This is a genomic window from Mycobacterium sp. NGS62 (genome assembly GCF_059812285.1).
In genome coordinates, this window is record NZ_JCALCK010000009.1 from 94,855 (window position 1) to 114,901 (window position 20,047).

Below are 20,047 nucleotides of genomic sequence, written 5' to 3' on the forward strand. Positions count from 1 at the left end.
CGGGTCATGGTTGTCCCTTCGCGGATCGTGGTCGGTCGCGCTCGGCAAGCTCGCGGCTGGCGTCGAGATAGCTCATCGCCCCCCGCGAACCGGGATCGTAATCGATGATGGTCATGCTGTAGCCGGGCGCTTCGGACACCTTGACGCTCCGCGGGATCACTGTGCGCAAGACCTTGCTGCCGAAGTAGCGTCGTACTTCGTCGGCGACCTGATCGGCGAGCTTGGTTCGACCGTCGTACATGGTGAGGACGACGGTGGTCACCTCGAGGCGAGGGTTCAGATGCGCCTTCACCATCTCGATGTTGTTCATCAGCTGCGACACGCCTTCCAGCGCGTAGTACTCGCACTGGATCGGAATCAACACCTCGGGAGCAGCGACGAGTGCATTGATGGTCAGCAGCCCAAGCGACGGCGGGCAATCGATGAAGACGTAATCGAAGTCGGTGTTATCCAATTCGCTCAGCGCGGTCCGCAGTCTGTTCTCCCGGGCCACCATGCTGACCAACTCGATCTCGGCGCCGGCCAAGTCGATGGTGGCGGGTACGCAGTACAGCCTGTCGCTGTGCGGGCTGCGGCGCAGTGCGTCTCGCAACGGGATTTCACCGAGCAGCACCTCGTAGGACGACGGGGTGCCGGAATGACGCTCGGCGATACCCAGCGCGGTGCTGGCGTTGCCTTGCGGGTCGAGGTCGATGACAAGCGTTTTGAGACCTTGGACCGCCAGGGCCGCTGCGAGGTTGACCGCCGTCGTGGTCTTTCCGACTCCACCCTTCTGGTTGGCGATGGTGAACAGGCGCCGGTCGACAGGCCGCTGTAACCGCGCATGCGTGGTGTGCAGCACTTGCATCGCGCGCTCCGCGGCGGCCCCGATCGGAGTGTCGAATTCCGGCGATGTTTCACGTGAAACATCCGACGCCGGCGCCCGAGAGGATTCGGAGTCGCGTGCAGCCGGTCCACGTGGCGCGGTCATAACGCCTCCCTCTTGTCCCGGTTGGAGCGGTGGGGCGACGGGCGTGGCCGGCGCCTCGACGGCGTTGGTGTCCCGCGCTCCGCCACCACCACGGTTGCGGGCGGAGTCAAGTAGTTCACGCCACATTTCACCACCCTGACATTCGCGGCGCCTAACCCGATCATCACACGCCGGTATCGTGAGACTTCGTCGGCGGCCCGCTGTCCTTTGATCGCCAACATCCGGCCGCCCGGTCGCAGTAACGGCAGACTCCACCGGACCAGCTTGTCCAAGGACGCGACGGCCCGAGAAATCGTGGCGTCGCTGGTGCCGACACGGTCGCGCGCGGCCGGCTCCTCCGCTCGGCCGCGGACCACCTCGATATCGAGTTCGAGCTCGCCGACAACCGCCCGCAAAAAATCGGCTCGGCGTTGCAGTGATTCGACGAGCAGCACCCCTAGGTCAGGACGGGCGATCGCGACCGCCACTCCCGGTAGGCCGGCGCCGCTTCCGATGTCGACCACGCGCTCCCCAGGTGCCAGCAATTCCGCGACGGCTGCGCTGTTGAGGATGTGGCGCTCCCAGATCCGGTCGACCTCGTGCGGTCCGACGATCCCCCAGTCGATCCCGGCTCCCGCCAGCAGTTCGGCGTAGCGCTGGGCGGCGGCCAACCGAGGCCCGAAGACTGTCGCAGCGGCCGGCGGCGGCGCGGCCACTTCGACATGTTTCACGTGAAACATTCCTCCGGTTTGTGGACCTTGGCCCACCGCGAACTACACGCCTGTAACTTCCGCCTGGGTCAGTCAGGCAGGACGACAACCCGTCGCGAAGGCTCGACGCCCTCGCTTTCGCTGCGAACGCCGCGAACTGCCGCCACGGCATCGTGGACGATCTTTCGCTCGAACGGGGTCATCGGTGCGAGCTCTTCTCGCTCCCCGCTGTCGAGCACACGGCGCGCGACCTTATCTCCGAGCGTCGCCAACTCGTCGCGACGACGCCGGCGCCAGCTGGCGACGTCGAGCATCAGGCGGCTGCGCACACCGGTCTTTTGATGCACCGCCAGCCGGGTCAGCTCCTGTAACGCATCGAGGACTTCGCCCTTGCGGCCAACCAGCTTGTTCAAGTCATCGCTGCCGTCGATGCTGACGACGGCGCGGCTGCCCTCGACATCCAGGTCGATGTCGCCGTCGAAATCCAGCAAGTCCAGCAGCTCCTCGAGATAGTCGCCCGCGATCTCACCCTCGGCAACTAGCCTCTCCTCCAGATCGCCGTCCGCTTCGGGCGCGCCCTCAGCGGTCACCGTGTCGTCCTGCAGGAGTTCATTTTTGGCTTCGCGTTCGGTTGTGTCGGCGTCGGTCATGCCTGCCTCTTTCTCTTCCGGTGCGCCAGGGGCTGCTTCTTCACCCGGCTAGTTCTCAAGTCCTGCGGTGCTTTTGCTCGTCTGTGTCAATCGTCGCGGCGCCGTCACCGTTTGCGCTTTTTCGGTCTGGCCCCGGGCCGCGGGGTCCGACTGGGCGAATTGCCGTCGCGCGTCGGTTGATTGGGCTTACCCGCTTTCGCCTTCGACCGTTGGGAATCGCTTGCCTCACCGTTGGGTTCGGCGCTTGACTCCTCCGCCACTTCCTCGGCTGCGGCCGTCGGCGACTCTCCCCCGCCGGCCGGCCCAGACTTCGCTGAGCGCTTCGGCTTAGCTCCGGGCGCCGGCGCGTTCGCCGCACGCCGCTCCAACGCCTCGCGCTTCTTCGCTTCTTCCTCTTTTTCGATCATCCCGAACACGTAGTGCTGCTGACCGAAGGTCCAGATGTTGTTGGAAAACCAGTAGAGGATGATCGCCAGCGGCAGGAACGGTCCACCGACCACCACGCCGAGCGGAAAGACATACAGCGCAAGCTTGTTCATCATCGCGGTCTGCGGATTGGCGGCGGCCTCAGGGCTCTGCCGGGCGACCGATGCGCGGCTGTTGAAGTACGTCGCCACCCCGGCCAGGATCATCACCGGCAATCCCACCGCAATGACGGCGGGCCGGTTGAAAGCGACGAATGCATCCAACCCCGTGCGCTGAATCATAGTCGCGCCCAGCGGCGCGCCGAACAGGTTCGCATCGAGGAAATGGCCCACGTCAGCGGCGCTGAACACGTAGTTGCCCAATTGCCGGTTCTGGTCCGGCGAGAGCCCCAGCTGGCCGATTCCGCTGCTCGTACGGTTGAACGAACGCAGCACGTGATAAAGCCCGAGAAACACCGGGATCTGGGCCAGCATCGGTAGGCAGCCCAGGATCGGGTTGAAGCCGTGCTCGCGCTGCAGCTTCTGCATTTCCATCGCCATCCGCTGGCGATCCTTGCCGTACTTCTTCTGCAGCGCCTTGATCTGCGGCTGCAACTCCTGCATTTGTCGGGTAGTGCGGATCTGCCGGACGAACGGCTTGTAGAGGATTGCACGCAGGGTGAACACCAGGAACATCACCGATAACGCCCATGCGAAGAAGTTCGAGGGACCCAGCACCGCGGCAAATGCCTTGTACCAGACCCACATAATCGCGGACACCGGATAGTAGAAGATGTCCAGGCTGACCAGATCAAACGACAACGGACGCACTCTCCCCTTGCTTCACTGGGGTGCCGCCGGCATGCCCCATCTGAGCCGGAACGGTCCGGCGTTCAGGTATCGGATCCCATCCTCCCCGATGCCACGGTCCGCACTTCACTAGCCGGGCTGCGGCCAGCCAACTCCCCCGCAGCAGGCCGTATTCGGCCAGCGCATCCACCGCGTACTGGCTACAGGTCGGGATAAATCGGCATGTCGCCGGCCGCAGCGGCGACACCATGTGCCGGTACAGCTGGATCAAGAAGATCAACCCCCGTGCTGCGCCTGCCCCCGCCTTCCCGATACGGCCAGCGCGACCGGCGGTCGACGCCTTCACTGCGCCGGTCCTGTCGCTTGGCGTATCCGCGCTAAGCCGGTCCGCAATTGCTGCTCCAATCGCGGCGAGATCGCTTCGCGACTGCTGGGCAGTGCGCGAATCACCACCTGGTCGACATTGTCCAAGTCGGGCAATACCGCTCGTGCCACATGTCGTAGCCGCCGCGCCACCCGGTGGCGGTCGACTGCCGAGCCAACCGATTTCGCGATGATCAACCCGATCTTCGGCGAGGTCGCGGGCGGGCCCTGCCGGGCATGGATCACGACGTCGGGTTGCACGGCTCGTCGTCCGTGCTTAACCGTCGCGTCGAAATCTACGGACCGCGTCATGCGGTTGTGCGCGGGAAGCACCGCTCTGACACCTGGGAAGGGTCAGGCAGTGAGTGAGCGGCGCCCCTTGCGACGCCGGCTGGAAACGATCGCGCGCCCGGCCCTGGTGCGCATCCGCAGCCGGAAGCCATGCACGCGGGCTCGGCGCCGGTTGTTCGGCTGGAAGGTCCGCTTGCCCTTCGCCACGGCTCTCTCCTCGTCGCATCTGGCATCGCATTCCGGCCACTTAGCTCGGTGGGTCGGACGCGATCGCCCGCACGAAGCCCTCGGTAGGCTCTGTGTCTCGGTGGTAACCGGCGCGGGCCCCGGACGGATCACCCGGATCGCTGCCGTATCGCCGACTTTCGGGCGACTGTTCGAGGGTACTGACGAGGCCTCTCTGGGTCAAACCTGCTCCCGCCAGAAGGCCGCCGGACAGCGTCCGCGATTCCCCGCGCGTGGCCGGAACCGGGTTCGATCCTTAACTGTTTTCACACCCGTCACGGCGCCTTGCCGCAACCTCATCGAGGCGGCGGCGAATGTTGCGGAATGGTTGGCACTTCCACGGAAAACTGTTAGCTTCGGGCGGTGCAGTTTTCAAGCTGTTCCAGATCGGAACGGTCCCCGACAACGTAGCGAGGATGGCGGTTCGGCCCACTGCCCAGACAACCTATGCTGGCTGTCGGAAGCGCCGATTTCGCATGCCGTCGCCGACAGATAGTGCCGCGATGACGACCCTCCTTTCCACACCTGTGGATAACCATGTGGACAGTTCGTCGGCGCGATTAATGGTTGTATCTCGACTTCGAAGCAGGGGGATCCGTCGTTGAGCGATGATCCCGGTGTAGGTTTTGCGACCGTCTGGAACGCGGTTGTCTCTGAGCTCAACGGTGAACTCCATCCGGATGACGCCCCCAGCAACGGTGAACCCTTCCTTACACCGCTGACACCCCAGCAAAAAGCCTGGTTGAACCTAGTGCAGCCGCTCACGATCGTCGAAGGCTTTGCTCTGCTGTCGGTGCCCAGCGGCTTCGTGCAAAACGAAATCGAGCGTCATCTACGCAGTCAGATCACCGAGACCCTGAGCCGACGACTTGGACAACAGGTCGAGCTCGGCGTGCGCATCGCCCCGCCGCCCGAAGACGAGCCCGACTCCAGCGCGACAGCGCTCCCCGACGAGTCCGACGAAGTCGATGACGATCGCGAAGCGCTCGCCGCGGCGCACGCAAATTGGCCGACCTACTTCACCGAACGCCCCAACGGCAACGACGCGGCGGCCGGCGGCGGCACCAGCCTCAACCGTCGATATACATTTGAAACCTTCGTCATCGGAGCGTCTAATCGCTTCGCTCACGCGGCCGCCCTGGCGATTGCTGAAGCACCGGCCCGCGCCTACAACCCGTTGTTCATCTGGGGCGAGTCCGGACTGGGCAAGACACACCTTTTGCATGCGGCCGGCAACTACGCCCAGCGGCTGTTCCCTGGCATGCGCGTCAAGTACGTCTCCACCGAAGAGTTCACCAACGACTTCATCAACTCACTGCGCGATGACCGCAAGGTGGCCTTCAAACGCAGCTACCGCGACGTGGACGTGTTGCTCGTCGACGACATCCAGTTCATCGAGGGCAAAGAAGGCATCCAGGAAGAGTTCTTCCATACGTTCAACACGCTGCACAACGCCAACAAGCAGATCGTGATCTCTTCCGACCGCCCGCCTAAACAACTGGCAACCCTGGAAGACCGGCTGCGGACCCGCTTCGAGTGGGGACTGATCACCGATGTGCAACCGCCCGAGCTCGAAACCCGAATCGCCATCCTGCGCAAAAAGGCGCAGATGGAACGCCTGGCTGTTCCCGACGATGTACTCGAGCTGATCGCCAGCAGCATCGAACGCAACATCCGCGAACTCGAAGGCGCATTGATCCGCGTCACCGCGTTCGCGTCGCTGAACAAGACGCCGATCGACAAGGCGCTCGCCGAGATCGTGCTGCGTGACCTGATCGCCGATGCCAGCACGATGCAAATCAGCTCGGCCACCATCATGGCCGCCACTGCCGAATACTTCGATACCACCGTTGAGGAGCTCCGCGGCCCTGGCAAGACCCGCGCGCTGGCCCAGTCCCGACAAATCGCGATGTATCTATGCCGCGAACTCACCGACTTGTCGCTGCCCAAGATCGGACAGGCATTCGGCCGAGACCACACCACGGTCATGTATGCCGAACGCAAGGTTCGTGGCGAGATGGCGGAGCGACGCGAGGTCTTCGATCACGTCAAAGAACTCACCACCCGCATTCGCCAGCGTTCCAAGCGCTGACTTTCCAAAATTTTTTTGACCTCTCATGCTGTGCATACAGCTGTGAGCAACCGGTCGAGATGAGCCGGCTGTGTCACGGTATCTCGTGCAGAACCCGCGCGATCCCCAGCGACCACACACAAACCCCACAGCCGCCCGCAACGTCATCCACAGCCCGTCGACTCCCCCAGCAGCGCGGACACCGCGCCGTCCCCAATTTGCACAGGACTTAATACTGTTACTGGTATCTCTTCGTAGTTTGTTCTTCGAAAACAACCCTGGGGAAGCAGGGTTCCACACCTGGGAAGGCGCGGTGCCGCCATCGAGTGTCATTGCGATCGATTAGCTTTCAAGATGGCGCCGGAAGCTCTACGGTTGTTGTTCGACTGCCGTTACGGCCGTCGCGGCGGATTACACGCACAGGCGTTCGTCACCGGGGAGTAGCCGCTGAGTATGAATCTTGTTCGAGGTGATGAAGGGACGCTATGGACGTGGCGACGACGACGAGAGTCGGCCTCACCGACTTGAAGTTCCGCCTGGTGCGGGAAGACTTCGCCGACGCGGTGGCGTGGGTGGCGAGGAATCTGCCCTCCAGGCCGACGGTGCCAGTGCTTGCCGGCGTACTGCTGACCGGCTCGGACGACGGGCTGACCATTTCCGGATTCGACTACGAGGTTTCCGCCGAAGTCCGACTTGCGGCCGAAATCGCCTCGCCCGGAACGGTTTTGGTATCCGGCAGGCTCCTATCGGATATCACCCGGGCGTTGCCGAACAAACCTGTGGACGTCCACGTCGACGGGACGCGGGTGTCGTTGACGTGCGGAAGCGCCAGGTTTTCGCTGCCGACGATGGCCGTCGAGGACTACCCGACGCTGCCGGCACTACCCGAAGAGACTGGGGCGTTGTCAGCGGATCTGTTCGCCGAAGCCATCGGCCAGGTTGCCGTGGCAGCCGGCCGCGACGACACGTTGCCGATGCTGACTGGGATCAGGGTTGAGATTTCGGGCGACACGGTGGTGCTGGCCGCCACCGACCGGTTCCGATTGGCGGTTCGCGAGCTCTCCTGGTCGTCGATCACGCCCGACATCGAAGCCGCGGTGCTGGTGCCGGCCAAGACCTTGGCCGAAGCCGCCAAGACCGGCACCGACGGCTCGGATGTGCGGTTGTCGTTGGGCGCTGGACCCGCCGTCGGTCAAGACGGCTTGCTCGGGATCAGCGGTAATGGCAAGCGCAGTACCACCCGGTTGCTGGATGCCGAGTTCCCAAAGTTCCGCCAGTTGTTGCCGACCGAACATACGGCGGTGGCAACTGTCGGGGTGAGCGAGTTGACCGAAGCAATCAAACGTGTCGCGCTGGTAGCCGACCGGGGTGCGCAGGTCCGGATGGAGTTCGGCGAGGATGCGCTGCGACTTTCGGCCGGGGCAGATGACGTCGGCCGTGCCGAAGAGGATCTGCCAGTCGAGTTCGCCGGTGAGCCCCTGACGATCGCGTTCAACCCGACCTACCTGACTGACGGGCTGGGGTCGCTGCATTCGGAACGCGTTTCGTTCGGCTTTACTACGCCCAGCCGGCCCGCCGTGTTACGGCCCGCATCCGACGACGTCGCGGCAAGCGATAACGGGCCTTTTCCTGCCGTGCCGACCGACTACGTCTACTTGTTGATGCCGGTCCGTTTGCCCGGTTAGCGGGGTCGCGTGTACGTGCGTCGTCTTGGCCTGCGCGACTTCCGGTCGTGGTCAAATGTTGACCTCGAATTGGGACCTGGACGCACCGTCTTTGTCGGCCCAAACGGCTACGGGAAGACGAATCTTGTTGAAGCGCTGTGGTATTCGTCAACTCTGAATTCTCATCGGGTGGCCACGGATGCGCCGCTGATTCGGGTGGGGGCATCGCGGGCGGTGGTGTCGACGATTGTGGTCAACGACGGCCGGGAATGCGCGGTCGACCTGGAAATCACAGCCGGACGTGCCAACAAAGCGCGGCTCAACCGCACGCCGGTACGTAGTGCCCGCGAAGTGGTGGGCGTGCTACGTGCGGTGTTGTTCGCGCCGGAGGATTTGGCGCTGGTTCGCGGTGACCCTGCGGAGCGCCGCCGCTATCTCGACGATTTGGCCACCGTACGGCGGCCCCGGATTGCGGCGGTACGGGCCGACTACGACAAAGTGCTGCGTCAGCGTACAGCGTTGCTCAAGTCGGCGGCTGGCGCACGATATCGAGACGAGCGCAGTGTGCTGGACACGCTCGACGTATGGGACGGACACCTTGCCGCCCGCGGCGCCGAATTGATGGCGGCCCGGATGGAGCTGGTGAACGAATTGGCCCCCGAAGTTCAGAAAGCCTATGAGCTGTTGGCCCCCGGCTCGCGGTTGGCCTCGATCGGTTACCGCGCCAGCATTGATATCTCCCCCGACGCTGGCATCGACCCGGAGTTCCTCGAAACCGCATTATTGGCGGAGATGTCCCGGCGCCGCGACGCCGAACTGGAACGGGGGGTGTCCTTGGTTGGTCCGCACCGCGACGATCTGGAGTTGCGGCTTGGTGATCAGCCCGCGAAAGGCTTTGCCAGCCATGGGGAATCATGGTCGATGGCGTTGGCGCTGCGGCTGGCCGCCTACGAATTACTGCGTGCCGACGGAGGTGAGCCGGTGTTGTTGCTCGACGACGTGTTCGCTGAACTCGACGTTGGCCGGCGGCAAGCCTTGGCCGCTGCAGCGGCGTCGGCGGAGCAAGTATTGGTGACCGCCGCGGTCGCCGACGACATACCCCGCGACTGGGACGCCACCCGGGTGACTATCGCATTGCACGACGGTGACGACGGGCGCATCTCGGTGGTTCAACCATGACCGGCTCCGAGGCGGGTCCGCCCGAACACCTCCGCGGCTTACCCGGTATGGACCTGGTCAGGCGCACTCTTGAGGAGGCGCGCGGCGTTGCCCGCAGTCAGGGCAAAGACGTTGGGCGCGGCCGGCCGTTGAGGCCAGCTGCCCGCCGGGTAGCCGGTAGCTCGACCCGCCGACGCTGGTCCGGGCCGGGTCCCGATACTCGAGACCCGCAACCGCTGGGCAGGGCAGCGCGTGATGTGGCCAAGAAGCGAGGATGGTCTGCACGGGTCGCCGAAGGAGCCGTGTTCGGGCAATGGCCCTCGGTAGTCGGTCAACAGATCGCCGAACACGCCACACCGACGGCGCTGCGCGACGGGGTGTTGAGTGTGGCGGCCGAATCCACGGCCTGGGCGACCCAATTGCGGATCATGCAGGCCCAGCTGATAGCAAAAATTGCCGCGGAAGTCGGAAACGGCGTGGTGACCTCCCTGAAAATCACCGGACCGACGGCACCGTCGTGGCGGAAAGGCCCACTGCACATCGCCGGAAGGGGCCCGCGCGATACCTATGGCTGAGGATGGGAACGATCGGCTCACGGCCGTCACAAGGAAGCGAGTTCGTCTGGCAAGCGTCAGGACGCAACCAAGACTGAAAAATTCCGCGCACGAGCCGGATAGCTGTGTAGAAACGCCCTCGCAGAGTCGGTGCTGTCGGCCCTTACCGGTAGACTGGCCGAGAACCAGCGCGCGGTAACTGCACCGCGTCCACGCAACCCCAAGGAGAGCTGTCCGACCGTGGCTGCCCAGAAGAAGGCCCGCAATTCGTACGACGCCGGGGACATCCAGGTTCTTGAAGGGCTGGAAGCCGTTCGCAAACGACCGGGCATGTATATCGGGTCCACCGGCGAGCGAGGTCTGCACCATCTTATCTGGGAAGTCGTCGACAACGCGGTGGACGAAGCCATGGCCGGTTTTGCCTCCACAGTGGACGTGAAGATCCTCGAGGACGGCGGCGTCCAGGTGACCGACGACGGTCGCGGTATCCCGGTATCGATGCATTCGACCGGCATGCCCACCGTCGACGTCGTGATGACCCAGCTGCACGCCGGCGGCAAGTTTGGTGGCGACGACGGCGCCTACGCGGTCTCGGGTGGCTTGCACGGGGTAGGCGTATCGGTGGTCAATGCGTTGTCGACTCGGCTCGAGGTCGAGATCTCCCGCGACGGCTACGAATGGGCGCAGTTCTACGACCATTCGGTGCCCGGCACCATCAAACAGGGCGAGAAGACTAAGAAGACCGGAACGACGGTGCGCTTCTGGGCCGACCCGGACATCTTCGAGACCACCGAATACGACTTCGAGACGGTGGCGCGGCGGCTGCAAGAGATGGCCTTCCTCAACAAGGGGTTGACCATCGACCTGGTCGACGAGCGCGTTGCCGCCGAGGAAGTCGTAGACGAGGTCGTCAGCGACACGGCCGAAGCGCCGAAGTCAGCGCGTGAGCAGGCCGACGAGCGCAACGCTCCGCAGAAGGTCAAGCACCGCACCTTCCATTACCCGGGCGGCCTGGTCGACTTCGTGAAACACATCAACCGCACCAAGAATTCGATCCACAGCAGCATCGTCGACTTCTCCGGCAAGGGCCCGGGCCACGAGGTCGAGATCGCCATGCAGTGGAATGCCGGCTATTCGGAGTCGGTGCACACGTTCGCCAACACGATCAACACGCACGAGGGCGGTACCCATGAGGAGGGCTTCCGCGCGGCGCTGACCTCGGTGGTGAACAAATACGCCAAAGACAAGAAGCTGCTCAAAGACAAAGATCCCAACCTCACCGGGGATGACATCCGTGAGGGTTTGGCCGCGGTGATTTCGGTGAAGGTCAGCGAACCGCAGTTCGAGGGTCAAACCAAAACAAAGCTGGGCAATACCGAAGTCAAGTCGTTTGTGCAGAAGGTTTGCAACGAACAGCTCACCCACTGGTTCGAGGCCAATCCGAGTGACGCCAAGACGGTGGTGAACAAAGCGGTGTCGTCGGCCCAGGCCCGCATCGCTGCCCGTAAAGCCCGAGAACTGGTGCGCCGCAAGAGCGCTACCGATTTGGGTGGGCTGCCCGGCAAGCTCGCCGACTGTCGTTCCACCGATCCGCGTAAGTCGGAACTGTATGTGGTGGAGGGTGATTCGGCCGGGGGCTCCGCCAAGAGCGGTCGCGATTCGATGTTCCAGGCGATACTGCCGTTGCGCGGCAAGATCATCAACGTCGAGAAGGCCCGTATTGACCGGGTGCTGAAGAACACCGAGGTCCAGGCGATCATCACCGCGCTGGGCACCGGCATTCACGACGAATTCGACATCACCAAGCTGCGCTACCACAAGATCGTGCTGATGGCCGACGCCGACGTCGACGGTCAGCACATCTCCACGTTGCTACTGACGTTGCTTTTCCGCTTCATGCGTCCGCTGATCGAGAACGGACACGTGTTCTTGGCGCAGCCGCCGTTGTACAAGCTGAAGTGGCAGCGCAGCGATCCGGAATTCGCCTATTCCGATCGTGAGCGCGACGGCTTGTTGGAAGCCGGGCAGAAGGCCGGCAAGAAGATCAACAAGGACGACGGCATCCAGCGCTACAAGGGTCTCGGTGAAATGGACGCCAAGGAGTTGTGGGAAACCACCATGGACCCGTCGGTTCGAGTGCTGCGCCAGGTGACTCTCGACGACGCTGCTGCCGCCGACGAATTGTTCTCGGTTCTGATGGGTGAAGACGTCGAAGCCCGGCGTAGCTTCATCACGCGTAACGCCAAAGATGTTCGCTTCTTGGATGTTTAAGACGTACAAGGGATATCAATGACAGACACCACGCTGCCACCGGGCGGCGACGCCGCCGACCGCGTCGAACCGGTCGACATCCAGCAGGAGATGCAGCGCAGCTACATCGACTACGCCATGAGCGTCATCGTCGGTCGCGCGCTGCCGGAAGTACGCGACGGACTCAAGCCGGTACACCGGCGGGTGCTCTACGCGATGTTCGACTCGGGGTTCCGCCCCGACCGTAGTCACGCCAAATCCGCGCGCTCCGTTGCCGAGACGATGGGCAACTACCACCCGCACGGCGACGCGTCGATCTACGACACCCTGGTGCGGATGGCCCAGCCGTGGTCGCTGCGCTATCCCCTAGTCGACGGCCAAGGCAACTTCGGCTCGCCGGGCAACGATCCTCCGGCGGCGATGCGCTACTGTACGTCGGGAGATGCATTGGTGCGCTTGCCGTTTGGGCAGTCTGTCCGGATCGGTGACATCATTGCTGGCGCTCAGCCGAGCTCGGATAATGCTATTGATCTGAAAGTTCTCGATCGTCACGGGGATCCCGTGGCGGCCGAGCAGCTTTTCCACTCCGGCGAACACCAGACCTACACCGTGCGCACCGCGGAAGGCTATGAGGTCACGGGCACCGCGAACCACCCGTTGCTGTGCCTCGTCGATGTTGGCGGCGTGCCCACGCTGTTGTGGAAGCTGCTCGAAGAGATCCGCCCCGACGACCATGTCGTGCTACAGCGGACTCCGCCAGTGGAACTCGGCCCAGCCGACTGGCACGCGACCATGGAAGCACTATTGCTCGGCGCCTTCATTAGCGAGGGCTTTGTCTCGGAGAGGCGCGCGGGTTTCAACAACCTCGACCGTAGCTACTTCGGCATGGTCGTTGCGGCGTACGACGCGGTCGTCGGCGGTCAGCGCTATGTGTCCTCGAGGACCATCCGCTCCGGCTCGGTCCTGCATGAGCTGGACATCCACAATCTGACAAAGTTGCGGCATACGCGACTGGGCGACTTGTGCGGCCAGCGATCGGCAAACAAGCGGATCCCAGAGTGGCTATGGCACTCCCCCGCCGCAGTCAAGCGAGTGTTTCTGCAGGCACTCTTCGAGGGTGACGGATCGTGCTCCGCGCTGCCGCGCAACACGATTCAGATCTCGTACTCGACGCGCAGCGAGCGGCTCGCCAAAGACGTGCAGCAGATGCTGCTTGAGTTCGGCGTGATTTCACGCCGCTACCGGCACGCGGTTGGCGAGCATAAGGTCGTCATCACCAACCGCGCGCAAGCCGAATTGTTCGCCAGCCAAGTCGGTTTCGGCGGCGCCAAGCAGGCGAAGCTGGTCGAGATCTTGTCGTCCATGCCGCCGTGTGCCGGCATGGACGCAGACCACGTTCCGGGGCTGGCCCGGTTCATCCGCAGGCACTGCGACAGCCGCTGGGTCGACAAGGACTGGCTGAATCGTCACAACATCGACCGGCTATCCCGATGGCGGCGTGACGGCGAGCAGATCCTGTCCCGCATCGCTGACCCGGATGTGCGGACCATCGCCTCGGAACTCACCGATGGCCGGTTCTACTACGCGCGCGTCAAGTCGGTCACCGACGCCGGCGTGCAGCCGGTCTACAGCCTGCGGGTCGACACTGACGACCACTCTTTCATCACCAACGGGTTTGTCAGCCACAACACCGAGGCGCGGCTGACTCCGCTGGCGATGGAAATGCTGCGCGAAATCGACGAGGAGACAGTCGATTTCGCACCGAACTACGACGGCCGGGTGCAGGAGCCGACGGTACTGCCGAGCCGGTTCCCCAACCTGCTGGCCAATGGGTCGGGCGGTATCGCGGTCGGTATGGCCACCAACATCCCGCCGCACAACCTGCGCGAGCTGGCGGAGGCGGTGTTCTGGTGCCTGGAGAACTTCGACGCCGACGAAGAGGCGACGTTGAAGGCGGTCACCAAAAAGGTCAAGGGCCCCGACTTCCCCACGTCTGGATTGATCGTCGGCTCGCAAGGCATCTCCGACGCCTACGCGACCGGCCGGGGCTCGATCCGGATGCGCGGAGTTGCTGAGATCGAAGAAGATTCGCGCGGCCGAACCTCGTTGGTGATCACCGAGTTGCCGTATCAGGTCAACCACGACAACTTCATCACCTCGATCGCCGAGCAGGTTCGCGACGGCAAGCTCGCCGGCATCGCCAACATCGAGGACCAGAGCAGCGATCGGGTTGGGCTGCGCATCGTCATCGAGCTCAAGCGCGACGCCGTGGCCAAGGTGGTGCTGAACAACCTCTACAAGCACACCCAGCTGCAGACCAGTTTCGGCGCCAACATGCTGGCGATCGTCGATGGTGTGCCGCGCACGTTGCGGCTTGACCAGCTGATCCGGCACTACGTCAACCACCAGCTGGACGTCATTGTGCGGCGCACCACCTACCGGCTGCGCAAGGCCAACGAACGCGCCCATATCTTGCGCGGTCTGGTCAAGGCGCTCGACGCCCTCGACGAAGTGATCGCACTGATCCGCGCCTCGCAAACCGTCGATATCGCCCGACAGGGCCTGATCGACTTGCTCGACGTCGACGAGATCCAGGCACAGGCGATCCTGGACATGCAGTTGCGCCGGCTGGCCGCGCTGGAGCGCCAGCGCATCATCGACGACCTGGCCAAGATCGAGGCCGAAATCGCCGACCTCGAAGACATTTTGGCGAAACCGGAACGGCAGCGCCGCATCGTGCACGACGAACTCAAAGAGATCGTCGACAAGCACGGCGACGACCGGCGCACCCGGATTGTGGCCGCCGACGGAGATGTCAGCGACGAAGATCTGATCGCCCGCGAGGACGTCGTCGTCACGATCACCGAGACCGGATACGCCAAGCGCACCAAGACGGACTTGTATCGCAGCCAGAAGCGCGGCGGCAAGGGCGTCCAAGGGGCGGGTCTCAAACAGGACGACATCGTCCGGCACTTCTTCGTGTGCTCCACCCACGACTGGATCCTGTTCTTCACCACCCAGGGCCGGGTCTACCGGGCCAAGGCGTACGACCTGCCGGAGACCTCCCGGACGGCGCGCGGACAGCATGTCGCGAACCTGTTGGCCTTCCAGCCCGAGGAGCGCATCGCACAGGTCATCCAGATTCGCAGCTACGAGGACGCGCCGTATCTGGTGCTGGCTACCCGCAAGGGCCTGGTCAAGAAGACCAGGTTGACCGATTTCGACTCCAACCGATCCGGCGGAATCGTCGCGGTAAACCTGCGGGATGGCGACGAGCTGGTCGGCGCCGTGCTGTGTTCGTCCGACGAAGATTTGCTGCTGGTCTCGGCCAACGGTCAGTCGATTCGGTTCTCGGCTACCGACGAAGCACTGCGGCCGATGGGCCGCGCCACGTCGGGCGTGCAGGGCATGCGGTTCAACACCGACGACTATCTGCTGTCGTTGAATGTGGTCCGGGAAGGCACATATCTGCTGGTGGCGACGTCCGGCGGTTACGCCAAGCGCACCGCGATCGAGGAGTACACGGCTCAGGGCCGCGGCGGCAAAGGCATCCTCACCATCCAGTACGACTCCCGCCGTGGCAAGCTGGTTGGGGCGTTGATTGTCGATGACGACAGCGAGGTGTACGCCATCACCTCCGGCGGCGGCGTGATCCGCACGGCGGCGCGGCAGGTCCGTAAAGCCGGTCGGCAGACCAAGGGCGTTCGGTTGATGAACTTGGGCGAGGGCGACACACTGTTAGCCATTGCACGCAATGCTGAAGAAGCCGCAGTAGCCGACGATGCGGAGGAGGCAGGCAGCTAACCGGTTGCGAGATGGATCCGGAGCCTGCCTGACGCGACTCAAGGCGCATACCAAAAGGAGCCAAGGTGAGTTCATCGAACGAGCCGGGTCACCCCGAATCGGGCGACAATCCCAACGGGGATGGCTCGGCTGACCGCGGGGGCTCACACCGGTCGGAGGCGCGTCCCGCGGGTCGCGGATCCGAGGGCGGGGATGTGCCGCCGTGGCAGCGCAGCGGCGCGCGACCGTCGCAACCGCAGCATCGGCCGCCATCGGAATCGCCGGGCCACCATGAGCCGCGGTCCTCGGGGCACGCCCCCGGGGTCGAAGCCCGGCTGACTCGGTTCATCTCGGGGACCGCCGCACCGGGCGCCGGCTCCACCACACAGTCCGGTCCTCAGAAGGCGCCGGCGCATGACACAGACGCCCCGCCCGCCCGTGGCGACAGTCGGCACAACGAGGCGTATGCCAGCGAGCTCCCCGACTTGTCCGGAGCTCCGCCCCGGTCCGCGCCGCGCAAACCCGCACCTGATCGCGCACCCGACACCGCGAGGGCCTCGGAGCCGAGTAGGACCACCAGCCGGCTGCAGGTAGGCGCGCGGTCGCGCGGGCCGGTGCGGGCCAGCATGCAGATCCGCCACATCGACCCGTGGAGCACGCTGAAAGTATCGCTGGTGCTGTCGGTGGCACTGTTCTTCGTCTGGATGATCGCCGTCGCTTTCCTGTATCTGGTGCTCGGCGGGATGGGGGTCTGGAGCAAGCTCAACAGCAACGTCGGTGACCTGCTGAACAACACCAGCGGCGGCGGCGCCGACCTCGTCTCCAGCGGCACGATCTTCGGTGGCGCGGTGCTGATCGGCCTGGTGAACATCGTGCTGCTCACGGCGATGGCCACAATCGGCGCGTTCGTCTACAACCTGACGACCGATCTCATCGGCGGCGTCGAAGTCACGCTGGCCGACCGGGATTAGTGCCGAAGGCGTCCAGTGCGGTAATCTCGTCGCTCGGCCGTACGCGAGTGCGGGCCTATAGCTCAGGCGGTTAGAGCGCTTCGCTGATAACGAAGAGGTCGGAGGTTCGAGTCCTCCTAGGCCCACAACCATGTGTTCGCCAAGACGCTCCGCGCGACTGATACTGCCGCTGGCGGTGATCGCCGTCCTGGCGGTGGTGATTCGGTCGCGACGGGGCGTCGAGGTCTGGCATGTGGCCGCCGACCAGATCGCGGGTCGCGACGAGGGGCCTTAGCTCAGTTGGTAGAGCGCTGCCTTTGCAAGGCAGAAGTCAGGGGTTCGAATCCCCTAGGCTCCACGGCGATTACGGCCGTGGTTGCACGTCGACGCTCGGCGGCAGCGACGATGGTTCCGGACGCGACGAACGGCGCACGACCGAGAATGCGACCGCACCGCCCGCGAGGGCCAGTGCTGCGACTCCGGCAACCACCCACGGGCGCTTGCTGCGGCGCTGGGCTCGGCGGGCTTCCTGCAGCGCCTGCGGCAACCCGCTGACGACCTCCTGAGCGGCGGCCAGCTCTTGTGCGATCGTCTCCTGCGCCGACTGCAGGTCGTGGGCCAACCGGCCCTCCTGGTACCGGCGTCGCAAGCTGGAGGCGCCTGTCTGCGCAGAGTGAGCACCCAGCCCGACGAGGCCACGCGCAACGTCCACGGGACCCACCGCCGAGTACGTCAGACCCCGGTTTAGTCGCTGCCGCGGGGTCAACCGGGCCTTCGTCTTCGCGCTCATCTGCCACCTTTCCGCCGACCGTTGCCTGACTCCTGCGCACGGACCTCCCACACTGCCACTATCGGGCGCAGCGCGGGCCCAATGGGCATACGCCGTCGCCGATTGCCAGACCGGATGACGGGCGGCGGTACCGATGATGGCAGACTGTGATGCCGTGACTACCAGCCCAATTCAGACCGCCACTGCCACACTGCACACCAACCGCGGCGATATCAAGATCGCATTGTTCGGAAACCACGCTCCCAAGACTGTTGCCAACTTCGTGGGCCTGGCGCAGGGCACCAAGGACTATTCGACCGAGAACGCCTCAGGCGGCAGTTCCGGCCCGTTTTACGACGGCGCTGTCTTCCATCGGGTGATCAGCGGATTCATGATCCAGGGCGGTGACCCGAGCGGTACGGGCCGCGGCGGCCCCGGCTACAAGTTCGCCGATGAATTCCACCCCGAATTGCAGTTCGACAAGCCGTACTTGCTGGCGATGGCCAACGCGGGCCCGGGCACCAACGGATCACAGTTCTTCATCACCGTGGGCCAGACCCCGCACCTGAACCGCCGCCACACCATCTTCGGCGAGGTGGTCGACCCCGAGTCGCAAAAAGTCGTCGACGCGATCGCCACCACCCCCACCGACCACAGCGACCGGCCCACCGAAGCCGTCGTCATCGAGTCGGTCACGATTTCCTGACCGAGCCGTATCAGGAGCCGGCGTAGCCGGCGGCGGTAAGCGCGTCGAGCACGTCGAGCGGATCGGTGCCCAGATCCCAGCGCGAGAAAATCAGCAGTTGGTCGTCGACACCATCGATCTCGAGTAGCCGCATCTTGCGGCCGATCCGACGGAATTCGGTGATCCGGACGATCTTGATATCGGGGCGCCGCAATAGTTGCGTTCGCCACCATCCGCGAACCAGGAGCCCGTCGGGTGTGATTGCCAGTTTCGGTCGCGCGCGCCACGATATCCACGCAAACAAGATCAACCCGATGGCCGCCGCACCGGTCAGTATCCGCCCTGGCAGGTCTGTGACCAGAGTCACACACACGGTAGCCATCACGAGGCCAGCGAGCCCGCAACCAGCGATTCCGTTCACAGGCGGCGCCCATTGAGTTTGCTGCATGCGGTTACCAACACTCCTACCACTGACGATGCGGTTATCCACAAGCGCTATCAACAATGGGGATGAATCACATCCGTGTGATTGAGTAAGCGCGACGTCGCTAGCCCAGTAACGACGCATCGCGCAGTTGAATTCATTATGTGGGCCAGCTTCCCTACCGCCACCGCATGGTCAGTAACAATCCGGTGATCATGAAAGCAAAGGCGACCGCGTAGTTCCACGGACCGAGCTCTGCCATCCAGTCGAGCATCGCCGGCGCACTGGGACCCGTTGCTGCCAGTTGAAAGACCATCAGCCAGATCAGCCCGATCAACATCAAGCCGACGAACAATGCGACAAACCAGACGCTGGATGGCCCAGCCTTGACCTTGACCGGTGTACGGCTTACTGCGCTGACCGCGAAGTCGTTCTTCTTGCGGACCTTGGACTTGGGCATCGGTACCTCAGGACAGTAGGGGCGGTGCAACGATAAGGGCGGGCCGCTGCAAGCATTGTTCGGCTACGAGACTAACCCACGTCAGCACAGTGAACGGAGAGCCGATGGTCAACAAGACCGCCCGCCGCTCGCCGTGGCGTGTCGGCGTCCCGCTGGTGTGCCTGCTCGCCGGATTGCTGCTCGGCGCCACCCACGGTGTGTCCAACGGCAGTGAGATCCGGCGCAGCGACGCACCGCGGCTGGTCGACATGGTCCGCGACGCGCAGGCTGGAGTCGACGCCCTCAGCAACGAACGCGACCGACTGGCCACTACCGTCGACTCCACCCACGGGCGGTCTTCCGATAGCGCGCTGGCGGCGATGCTGCGACGCTCTGCCGAGTTGGCTGGTGACGCCGGTCTCGACCCGGTGCACGGGCCAGGACTGGTGGTGACGCTCACCGATGCGCAGCGCGACGCCAATGGCCGGTTCCCCCGCGACGCCTCCCCCGACGACCTCGTCGTACATCAACAGGACATCCAGGCCGTGCTCAACGCGTTGTGGAGCGCGGGCGCAGAGGCAATCCAGATGCAAGACCAGCGCATCATCGCGACGTCGGCGCCACGTTGTGTCGGGAACACCTTGCTGCTCAACGGACGTACCTACAGCCCGCCGTACACGGTCACTGCCATCGGCGATGCCGCGGCCATGCAAGCCGCGCTGGCGGCCGCTCCCCTGGTGACGCTCTACAAGCAGTATGTGGTGCGGTTCGGTCTCGGCTATACCGAAGCGGTCATGCCCGATGTGCGGATCGCCGGACACAGTGAGCCGGTCCGCATGCGCGTCGCCCAACCGACCGGTCCGGTGAGCTACTGAGCTGGGCAATCGGGCGGGCGGTA

Annotated in this window: 20 protein-coding genes and 2 tRNA genes; 12 read left to right on the top strand and 10 right to left on the bottom strand. The window is 64.1% G+C overall.

Annotated elements, in window-relative coordinates:
- Positions 1 to 4: 4 nt before the first annotated feature.
- The 7 genes from AC5Y49_RS19160 to rpmH all read right to left on the bottom strand — a co-directional run bounded on the left by AC5Y49_RS19160 (position 5) and on the right by rpmH (position 4,384).
- Entirely contained in the window at positions 5 to 970 is a 966-nt protein-coding gene (locus tag AC5Y49_RS19160; protein ID WP_499889855.1) for a ParA family protein, read from the bottom strand.
- Positions 967 to 1,689, bottom strand: coding sequence for a 16S rRNA (guanine(527)-N(7))-methyltransferase RsmG (gene rsmG / locus AC5Y49_RS19165; protein WP_499889857.1), 723 nt, complete (start codon positions 1,687 to 1,689; stop codon positions 967 to 969). The genes AC5Y49_RS19160 and rsmG overlap by 4 nt, the downstream gene beginning before the upstream one ends.
- A gap of 59 nt (positions 1,690 to 1,748) precedes the next feature.
- Positions 1,749 to 2,309, bottom strand: coding sequence for a Jag family protein (locus tag AC5Y49_RS19170; protein WP_499889859.1), 561 nt, complete (start codon positions 2,307 to 2,309; stop codon positions 1,749 to 1,751).
- A gap of 104 nt (positions 2,310 to 2,413) precedes the next feature.
- Positions 2,414 to 3,481 carry a membrane protein insertase YidC gene (yidC, locus tag AC5Y49_RS19175; protein ID WP_499889956.1) on the bottom strand — a complete coding sequence of 356 codons (1,068 nt, stop codon included), beginning with the start codon at positions 3,479 to 3,481 and terminating at the stop codon, positions 2,414 to 2,416.
- Positions 3,482 to 3,524: 43 nt separating this feature from the next.
- Positions 3,525 to 3,869, bottom strand: coding sequence for a membrane protein insertion efficiency factor YidD (yidD, locus tag AC5Y49_RS19180; protein ID WP_499889861.1), 345 nt, complete (start codon positions 3,867 to 3,869; stop codon positions 3,525 to 3,527).
- The gene (gene rnpA / locus AC5Y49_RS19185) at positions 3,866 to 4,219 is read right to left on the bottom strand and encodes a ribonuclease P protein component (protein WP_499889862.1); all 354 of its coding nucleotides are present in this window, start codon (positions 4,217 to 4,219) and stop codon (positions 3,866 to 3,868) included. The genes yidD and rnpA overlap by 4 nt, the downstream gene beginning before the upstream one ends.
- Before the next feature lie 21 nt (positions 4,220 to 4,240).
- Positions 4,241 to 4,384, bottom strand: a complete 144-nt coding sequence (rpmH, locus tag AC5Y49_RS19190; protein ID WP_081968348.1) for a 50S ribosomal protein L34 — start codon at positions 4,382 to 4,384, stop codon at positions 4,241 to 4,243.
- Between the two features lie 619 nt (positions 4,385 to 5,003).
- Between rpmH and dnaA the strand changes: the two genes are divergently transcribed.
- The 10 genes from dnaA (at position 5,004) to AC5Y49_RS19240 (ending at position 17,190) form a co-directional block, all read left to right on the top strand.
- On the top strand, positions 5,004 to 6,494 hold the full coding sequence (gene dnaA / locus AC5Y49_RS19195; protein WP_499889864.1) for a chromosomal replication initiator protein DnaA: 1,491 nt from the start codon (positions 5,004 to 5,006) through the stop codon (positions 6,492 to 6,494).
- A gap of 464 nt (positions 6,495 to 6,958) precedes the next feature.
- A complete protein-coding gene (gene dnaN, locus AC5Y49_RS19200; protein ID WP_499889866.1) occupies positions 6,959 to 8,158 on the top strand; it encodes a DNA polymerase III subunit beta in 1,200 nt (399 codons plus the stop codon).
- Between the two features lie 9 nt (positions 8,159 to 8,167).
- Positions 8,168 to 9,316 (top strand): DNA replication/repair protein RecF, encoded by a 1,149-nt coding sequence (recF, locus tag AC5Y49_RS19205; protein WP_499889868.1) that lies wholly within the window; start codon positions 8,168 to 8,170, stop codon positions 9,314 to 9,316.
- Entirely contained in the window at positions 9,313 to 9,870 is a 558-nt protein-coding gene (locus tag AC5Y49_RS19210) for a DUF721 family protein (RefSeq protein WP_499889869.1), read from the top strand. The genes recF and AC5Y49_RS19210 overlap by 4 nt, the downstream gene beginning before the upstream one ends.
- Positions 9,871 to 10,089: 219 nt before the next feature.
- Positions 10,090 to 12,120: a DNA topoisomerase (ATP-hydrolyzing) subunit B gene (gene gyrB / locus AC5Y49_RS19215; RefSeq protein ID WP_499889871.1), complete on the top strand. Its 2,031-nt coding sequence runs from the start codon at positions 10,090 to 10,092 to the stop codon at positions 12,118 to 12,120.
- Positions 12,121 to 12,138: 18 nt separating this feature from the next.
- Positions 12,139 to 15,903 carry an intein-containing DNA gyrase subunit A gene (gyrA, locus tag AC5Y49_RS19220; RefSeq protein ID WP_499889872.1) on the top strand — a complete coding sequence of 1,255 codons (3,765 nt, stop codon included), beginning with the start codon at positions 12,139 to 12,141 and terminating at the stop codon, positions 15,901 to 15,903.
- Positions 15,904 to 15,968: 65 nt separating this feature from the next.
- Entirely contained in the window at positions 15,969 to 16,853 is an 885-nt protein-coding gene (locus tag AC5Y49_RS19225; protein ID WP_499889874.1) for a DUF3566 domain-containing protein, read from the top strand.
- 51 nt (positions 16,854 to 16,904) lie between these two features.
- Positions 16,905 to 16,978 (top strand) — tRNA-Ile (locus tag AC5Y49_RS19230).
- Between the two features lie 5 nt (positions 16,979 to 16,983).
- On the top strand, positions 16,984 to 17,127 hold the full coding sequence (locus tag AC5Y49_RS19235; RefSeq protein WP_499889876.1) for a hypothetical protein: 144 nt from the start codon (positions 16,984 to 16,986) through the stop codon (positions 17,125 to 17,127).
- Positions 17,118 to 17,190, top strand: a tRNA-Ala gene (locus AC5Y49_RS19240). Before AC5Y49_RS19235 ends, AC5Y49_RS19240 begins: the two co-directional genes overlap by 10 nt.
- 6 nt (positions 17,191 to 17,196) lie before the next feature.
- Here AC5Y49_RS19240 and cwsA read toward each other — a convergent pair.
- Complete coding sequence (cwsA, locus tag AC5Y49_RS19245) at positions 17,197 to 17,622, bottom strand: cell wall synthesis protein CwsA (protein ID WP_499889878.1); 426 nt, start codon at positions 17,620 to 17,622, stop codon at positions 17,197 to 17,199.
- A 136-nt stretch (positions 17,623 to 17,758) separates the two neighbouring features.
- Between cwsA and AC5Y49_RS19250 the strand changes: the two genes are divergently transcribed.
- Positions 17,759 to 18,307, top strand: a complete 549-nt coding sequence (locus AC5Y49_RS19250) for a peptidylprolyl isomerase (RefSeq protein ID WP_499889880.1) — start codon at positions 17,759 to 17,761, stop codon at positions 18,305 to 18,307.
- A 10-nt stretch (positions 18,308 to 18,317) separates the two neighbouring features.
- Here AC5Y49_RS19250 and AC5Y49_RS19255 read toward each other — a convergent pair whose 3' ends face one another.
- Complete coding sequence (locus AC5Y49_RS19255) at positions 18,318 to 18,734, bottom strand: PH domain-containing protein (RefSeq protein ID WP_499889882.1); 417 nt, start codon at positions 18,732 to 18,734, stop codon at positions 18,318 to 18,320.
- Positions 18,735 to 18,888: 154 nt separating this feature from the next.
- A complete protein-coding gene (gene crgA / locus AC5Y49_RS19260) occupies positions 18,889 to 19,170 on the bottom strand; it encodes a cell division protein CrgA (RefSeq protein WP_065014546.1) in 282 nt (93 codons plus the stop codon).
- Between the two features lie 104 nt (positions 19,171 to 19,274).
- Between crgA and AC5Y49_RS19265 the strand changes: the two genes are divergently transcribed.
- The gene (locus AC5Y49_RS19265) at positions 19,275 to 20,024 is read left to right on the top strand and encodes a DUF881 domain-containing protein (protein WP_499889883.1); all 750 of its coding nucleotides are present in this window, start codon (positions 19,275 to 19,277) and stop codon (positions 20,022 to 20,024) included.
- Positions 20,025 to 20,047 lie beyond the last annotated feature (23 nt).